This window comes from Vibrio sp. 10N.222.46.A1, assembly GCF_041473595.1.
GTDB lineage: Bacteria > Pseudomonadota > Gammaproteobacteria > Enterobacterales > Vibrionaceae > Vibrio > Vibrio tasmaniensis_A.
In genome coordinates, this window is the sequence record NZ_JBFRSN010000311.1 from 1 (window position 1) to 6781 (window position 6781).

Sequence of the window (6781 nt, forward strand, 5' to 3'; positions counted from 1 at the left end):
CGAAGAGATCTCAACCATTATTCAAGGGGTTCAAGATCAAACCCAAATGGTGGTTAACACGATTCAAAATTGTTGTGAAAAAGGTAACAGCAGTGTCGACTCTTGTGAGAAGGCACATTCAAGAATCACATCGGTTATCGCAGACATGGAAACCATTCTAAATAACAGTTTAGAAGTCTCCAATGCTATGAAGGAGCAAAGTGAAGTGACGTCAGAGATCATCGAAAACGTAGATGCCATTAAACAGTTGACACTGACGAATGTAACGAGCGCTTCAAAAAACGCCGCTTCTGCAACTTCAGTAGTAGAACAAACAGACTCACTTGAACGCGCTGTCATCAACCTAAAAGCTTAGCTCTTAAGCCGCAGCTTACACGTTTTTGCTTATCAAACTATTCTCTACTCAAATTTCAGATAAAAAAACGCTCATGTTGCCTGTATCAACATGAGCGCAAGGGTAGATCTTCGACTACCGTCTCCTACCTTTCTAAACGAAAGCAGAAGTTATAATTAGAATAGTTGGGAGCAATAATCAAAATGCTTTCGCAAGCACTTCAACGATTTCTTCTTTGTCGCTAATAAGAACAACGGGTAACCATTCGAACCCTGTTCATTCCTATCAAGTTCATATCTATATAGCAGGCTATGTCACTGCCTTGCCTACTACATTTCAAACCTTCTCTGATTGAGCTTTAAATCACCTCAAGTAAATGCCTCATGTTCTTAAAGCGGTGGATTTAATCCATTTAGCTTCAAGACCGTTCTTACTTATTCGGCTTCACACTGTCAGTGCATGTAATCAACACAGCAAAGTTATGTGTTGCTACAGAAAGTTAGTAAATAATAATGTATTACAAATAAAAATGATATCTAAAGGTTCAATTTTTTGCTGTAGCGCACATTTATTGACGAACAAAACTCTTCAAAATCATCATCAACAGCCAAATAAACCACTAATAATCATCAACTTACCAGAGTAACTCAACTTTGTAACCCTTTGTAAATAGTGGTTTTGTCCCAACAACACGATCAAATTCACAGATTATACGCCTTCAAATCGTTAGCATATTTGTATTATTTAAATGCAAAACAAATTTGAAATAACCAAGAAATAATTTCAATAACAAAATGCATTGAAGACAAGAACTACTCTATTTGGCTTGTAATTATGGCCAATACTCAACCTATAAATATGGAATTAATACCATGAATAAAACTAAAATCGTGATTGCTGTGGCATCTGTACTCGCTGCTGGCTCTGTATCTGCGGCGTCTTTCGATATGAGACACGAATACAAGAGTCATACAGATCAACACGCTACTCGTGTAAAACTGGGCGATAGCATTGGCAACTTCCTTGTAGATATCGAAGCGAAATTCAAGGGAGAAGACGGTAAATTCATGGAAGATTTGAAGAATAACGGTTGGGAGCTTGGTCTAAATTACCGTCATGTACTAAACGATAACTGGACAATGACTTACGGTATGCCAATTGAAGGTCGCGAATCTGGTGTTACGTACAAACCTCAAGTTCGTGCAACATACAAAGTGGATAGCGTTGATGGCCTAAGCCTAAGTGCTCGTTACCGTTACGATATGAGACAAAATACTAGCACGACTGAGTACGAGCTCGACGGTAATGGTGACATTGTCGGTGTTGAGAAAAACATTGAAAACCAACGCCGCCACCGTCTAACGGCAAACGTTAACTACTCAATGGAAAACTGGCGCTTTGGTTTAGAGGGTAACTACTACAAAGCGGATGGATATGACATCTACGACAACGACGATACCAACTACGAGTTGAACGCAAGTATTCGCCACATGATGGGTCAATGGGCACCATATGTAGAGTTTGGTGATGTGAGTACTTCATCGACTAAAGCGACTCGTGAGCTACGTAGCCGTGTTGGTCTAACTTACAGCTTCTAATCGATAGCTATATAAATAATCTAAGATAATTACTGTCCTAATTTTCTAAGACCTAAAAAAAAGCCAGCTTAATCGCTGGCTTTTCTTCTTTCAAATCATTCAAATAAGAGCCGAGTACTTAACGCCCCTCACCCTAGTGACTGATCCGATAGAGAAATGCAACGGTCACTTCATCGTTAGGCACAACTCGCTTCTGCTGAGCTAAAAACAATTCCGCAGTTGATACTGCATCAGCAAGCGCATTATGATTGTTGTATTCAGGAAGCCCGTACCTTTCACGAGTGCCAGCTAGAGTCAAATCCACTTCTTCATGATTGCTGATCGCTTTCTCCATACTCTTTTCAATACACAATGTGTCTAGCCAAAGCAGAGGAATCGCTCGTAAACCGTAACAGCGAAGAAGATATTGGCTAATGAACCTCTCTTCTACCATGCAAGCGTGCGCGACAATAATCTTGCCTTTCGCTGCTTCGAAGAACGTCAGCATCGCATCATGAATAGAAGCGCCCTCTTCTAACATTTGCGGCGTAATATGGTTAATCACGGCGGTTTCAGCGTTGATCTGCGAATCGTTATCCAGATAAATATGCTTTGCGGACGCTAAGTCTATTCGCCCCTTGACCACATCGACCCAACCCATGGACAAAATCAGATCTTGTTCGCTGTCTAGACCCGTGGTCTCAAGATCCAACACGATATAGTCACTGTCTTTGGCCAAGTCCGTCATTTCAGGGCAAGGCTGATCTACGAGATCATGTAACGCTTCTGGCAACTTAACCGTTCCCAGATATTGCTTACGTTTACGTTTAATTCGCTCAAGCGGATGAAAGTAATTTAAAAACGATTTCATTAGCGTGCTCCGAAACGAATTTTCGCCGCTTCTTGAAGGTCAGCAATGATCCTAAAGGCATCTTTCAAGTGTTTACGTTCAAAGCTACCAAAGCTATCTGGATTGATATTGTTGTCGGGCACATCTCCGTTCTTCAACGCTTCAAGTTGATGACCGAATCGGAAAGAGAGAATGAACTGGTAAGCACCTAGAATGTTTTTGAATGCGTCGTCGCTCAGCATGCCTTTTTCATTGGCTGCCGCAAAGCGTTCATCAGTGGCCGACAAGTCACACTCCACTGCAAGACCATAAATACGTGCTAAATCAATAATCAAGTTGATGGCGTATTTCTTCACGTTCAAGGTTTTCTTGTTCTCACCCGATTTTTCTAACACCAAGCTGTTGAAGATACCCAAAGGTGGATTGGTATTGACCGCATCTTTCACGAGCGTACTTAGGAACTCACGGTTGCCGCGAATATTAGTATGCAGCTCATCACGAAGAATGCCTTCGAACTCACTGTTGCCATAAATAGTACGGATCTCTAGGAACACACTGATGTTGAGTAGGCGTTCATACTCAGGGTTGGCAACCCACTTTTTATAGTAGTGCTTCCAAACATTGAGAGGCTGACACCATTTTGGCGTCGCTGCCATGAATTTACCTGGGCATAACGGGTAATCGCAGCTTGCCAACCCGTTGGTCACCATCATCGCTAAGTGTTTGAAGTAAATACGGTCACTGTCTGTCGCATCATCAGCCAGTACAATCGCGCTGTCTTGATCCGACAACATGTGCACTTCATTACGCGCGTGCGATCCGGCTACGATCCAAGAGAAATCACACGGTGGTGGGCCTAATTTATCAATCGCTATTTGAATCAATCGGCGGGTGTAGGCATCCATGATCATGGTCATTACCTTACCGACGGTTTCCGGTGCAACCTTGCCTTCCACCAGCGCTTCAAAAATAGCTTGTCGCTCAGGGGTGAACGAAGACATGGTTTTCACACTGCCCGCGTATTTGATTTTCTCGATTAAGAAGATCGCTTGGACACGGTGGTTTTGAACTAAGTGAGACGTGGTGAGAAGACCAACGACCTTATTCTCTTTCACAACGGGCAAGTTACGGATATTGAATTGCATCATGATAGATGCAGCATGCAGCACTAAATCATCGGGTTTCACTGTGAGTGGAGAGTGTGTCATTACCTCTGAGATCAGGCTATCAGTGCTGACACCGTGAGCGATTACTCGCTTAGTCATGTCACGGTCGGTAATCAAACCAACAATGGTTTCACCCTCATAGATCACCGCACATGGCGAGCGTTGATGAAGCATTTCCACCGCTACCGATTGGATGGTTTGCTCAGACTTAACAATGGCGACCTGCCCGCTTGCCACTTCTTCAACCTTACGAATGAACAAGCCTTTCTCTTTATTTGACCACACAACATCCAATGCCGACTTCAAACGAACCTGAGCCTGTGAAGCAAAATGTTCTGCGCAACTTGGAAAAGCTTTGAAAAGCGTTTGAAGTGCCGAGTGTGGAATCACATAAAGTAAGGTGTTCTCAATTGCGATGGCTCTATAGCCTTTCTCATCGTTAACTTCAGAATCTAAGAATGTAAAACCGAACAAGTCTTCGCTACCTAAACGTGCGCGAAGCACACCGTCCGATTTTCGTTGCTCCATAGAGCCAGTTCGAATGATATAGAGCGACTTTTCCTTGCCCGATTCACAAAGATCAACCACATCACCTTTGCCGAGGTAAGTGATCTGAACATTAGAGGCAAGTTCACGCAGCGCTTCTTTAGGGATCTTATCGAATGGGTCTATCTGACCGATAAACTGAAGAATATTTGGTAATAAAGACTGAGGCATAATCACACTCGCAATAATTTGATTAGTATTATTATATAACTAACAAGGCTGGTTGCTAGTGGTTTTAACAAAACAGCAAAGAATAGGTCAAATATTGGACATCAGTCAGGTTTCCATCAAATTTAGATACAAAAAAAGCACGTATTAAACGTGCTTTCCTGGTGTACCTTTTAGTTCCAATGAACCAGTTCCAACAAAGATTCAAAGTAAAAATCTTTTTAAAACAATTAACTAGCGATTGGTAACCTGTGGTTCGTTTCTAGCAAGTGACTCGCTGACGCTTGACGCGCTTTATCACTGTTCCCCGCCATGATTGCTTCATAAATTTGGCGGTGTTCTTCAATGCAGGTACTTCCCTCTTCAGAAGAGTGAGAAATAAAGTTAACAAACATCGTCGTTAAGATATTGCCGAATGGTAGGTAAAAGTCGTTCCCTGTTGCGTTGAAGATTAGGCTATGGAACTTCATATCAATATCTAGCCAACGCTCTTTATCAAGAATCTCTTCGCTAGATATCTCCACCATTTTTTGGAAAATTTCTGATAATTCAATTCGTTGATCTGCAGTCGCAAATTTAGCGGCCAACGCACAAGCTTCAGGTTCGATGGCACGGCGCAAGCCTAAAAACTGATGGCAGAATTGGTCGGTGTCAGCTAAACCGTCCATCCATTCGATCAATTGTGGATCTAAGAAGTTCCAGAACGCGCGGTCAACAACACGAGTACCAATCTTAGGGCGAGATTCTAATAGACCTTTTGAAGTAAGAAGCTTAACCGCTTCTCTTAATGCTGTTCTACTGATACCAAATTGCTCACACAGAGCCATTTCACCAGGGATAATAGAACCTTGAGGCAAATTGCCCGACAAAATACCACGAGCGATTTCACGTGCAACTTGCACATGAAGGCTTCGCTTAGAGCCTGAAATAGAATTGAAATGACCAGCCATGTGTCTACTTACTTATTAGATATGTATTATTTAATTCGTACTATAACACTGATTTATATCTCTACCAACTCAGTATCAGAATAACGTGAGGTCACTACCAGTATAGGCTAGAGCATTTTTTTGACAATCTTGTAAGTATTAAGCCCATCAAACCAAACATACCTATTTATTCATACAAATAGTTCTTATTTACACATTTTTTGTATGCGTGAACTCACAAAACCACTCTTACTCTCACTATTTATGTCGGTAATGATCAGTTTTTAGATGAACACTCTTGAATATAGCAAGTGTTATTGTATGATTTATTAACGCAAATAATCTACAATATAGGCGACTCTGATGTTTAACGATTTAAAAGGCAAACGCATTTTAATTACTGGCTCTACTGCTGGTATGGGCTTAGCTACTGCACGCATTTTTGCAAAGTACGGCGCAAAGATTGGCATCAATAGTCGTGCTTTCAGCCCAAAAGTCGATGACGTTCTCACCGAACTCACCGCATTGGGTGGCGATGTTGCGTTTTTTCCTGCAAACCTAATGGACACATTAGAGTGCGAAAGGTTAGTCAAAGAGTTCACCGACCATTTTGGCGGCATGGATGTGTTGATTAACAACGCTGGTGGCCTTGGTGGGCGTGCAAGTCTAGAAAATATCGATGACGAGTTTTATGAGCGTGTGATGAACCTAAATGTTCGATCCGCGCTGATGACAACTAAGTTCTCTATCCCACACTTGCGTGCATCTGCTGCTTTGTCGGGGCAAACATCGTGTGTGATTAGCACGGGCTCTATTGCCGCTCGCGAAGGCGGTGGTGTGGGTGCTGGCGTCTATGCCGCATCTAAAGCTTGGTTGCACGACATTCACCGCAATTGGGTGAAAGAGTTCGCGCAAGACAATATCCGTTTCAACATTGTTTCACCGGGCACTATCGACACCGCATTTCACGATGGCAAAAGCGACGATCTGAAAGCGACCATTGCTAACAACATTCCAATGGGACGCTTTGGCAATATTGATGAAGTTGCCCCTTCATTTGCTTTCTTTGCATCGCACGCTTGTAGCGGGTACATCACAGGACAAATCCTAGATGTTAACGGCGGACAAATAACGCCCTAGCTAGCTGACTGATATAAGCTCACTAAGTTATATAAAGTCGTTAAGATCGTCACACTAAATAAGGTCATCAG

Annotated in this window: 5 protein-coding genes and 1 pseudogene; 3 read left to right on the forward strand and 3 right to left on the reverse strand. The window is 42.4% G+C overall.

Features of this window, described 5'->3' with window-relative positions; genetic code table 11:
- A pseudogene (locus AB4496_RS10200) lies at positions 1–355 on the forward strand (methyl-accepting chemotaxis protein); the annotation flags it as partial.
- A gap of 851 nt (positions 356–1206) precedes the next feature.
- Positions 1207–1932, forward strand: a complete 726-nt coding sequence (locus tag AB4496_RS10205) for an oligogalacturonate-specific porin KdgM family protein (RefSeq protein ID WP_017082728.1) — start codon at positions 1207–1209, stop codon at positions 1930–1932.
- A gap of 133 nt (positions 1933–2065) precedes the next feature.
- Here AB4496_RS10205 and AB4496_RS10210 read toward each other — a convergent pair whose 3' ends face one another.
- The 3 genes from AB4496_RS10210 to AB4496_RS10220 form a co-directional block, all read right to left on the reverse strand.
- Positions 2066–2782 (reverse strand): 3'-5' exonuclease, encoded by a 717-nt coding sequence (locus AB4496_RS10210; protein WP_004733533.1) that lies wholly within the window; start codon positions 2780–2782, stop codon positions 2066–2068.
- On the reverse strand, positions 2782–4644 hold the full coding sequence (locus AB4496_RS10215) for a DUF294 nucleotidyltransferase-like domain-containing protein (RefSeq protein WP_004733532.1): 1863 nt from the start codon (positions 4642–4644) through the stop codon (positions 2782–2784). The genes AB4496_RS10210 and AB4496_RS10215 overlap by 1 nt, the downstream gene beginning before the upstream one ends.
- Positions 4645–4871: 227 nt before the next feature.
- Complete coding sequence (locus AB4496_RS10220; protein ID WP_004733531.1) at positions 4872–5591, reverse strand: FadR/GntR family transcriptional regulator; 720 nt, start codon at positions 5589–5591, stop codon at positions 4872–4874.
- A 342-nt stretch (positions 5592–5933) separates the two neighbouring features.
- Here AB4496_RS10220 and AB4496_RS10225 point away from each other — a divergent pair, with 342 nt between their 5' ends.
- Positions 5934–6710, forward strand: a complete 777-nt coding sequence (locus tag AB4496_RS10225) for an SDR family NAD(P)-dependent oxidoreductase (RefSeq protein ID WP_004733530.1) — start codon at positions 5934–5936, stop codon at positions 6708–6710.
- Positions 6711–6781 lie beyond the last annotated feature (71 nt).

What these genes read in the sequence shown, in the direction of transcription:
- AB4496_RS10205 (WP_017082728.1), top strand. Translation starts at nt 1,207, where the DNA reads ATGAATAAAACTAAAATCGTGATTGCTGTGGCATCTGTACTCGCTGCT.
- AB4496_RS10210 (WP_004733533.1), bottom strand. Translation starts at nt 2,782, where the DNA reads ATGAAATCGTTTTTAAATTACTTTCATCCGCTTGAGCGAATTAAACGT.
- AB4496_RS10215 (WP_004733532.1), bottom strand. Translation starts at nt 4,644, where the DNA reads ATGCCTCAGTCTTTATTACCAAATATTCTTCAGTTTATCGGTCAGATA.
- AB4496_RS10220 (WP_004733531.1), bottom strand. Translation starts at nt 5,591, where the DNA reads ATGGCTGGTCATTTCAATTCTATTTCAGGCTCTAAGCGAAGCCTTCAT.
- AB4496_RS10225 (WP_004733530.1), top strand. Translation starts at nt 5,934, where the DNA reads ATGTTTAACGATTTAAAAGGCAAACGCATTTTAATTACTGGCTCTACT.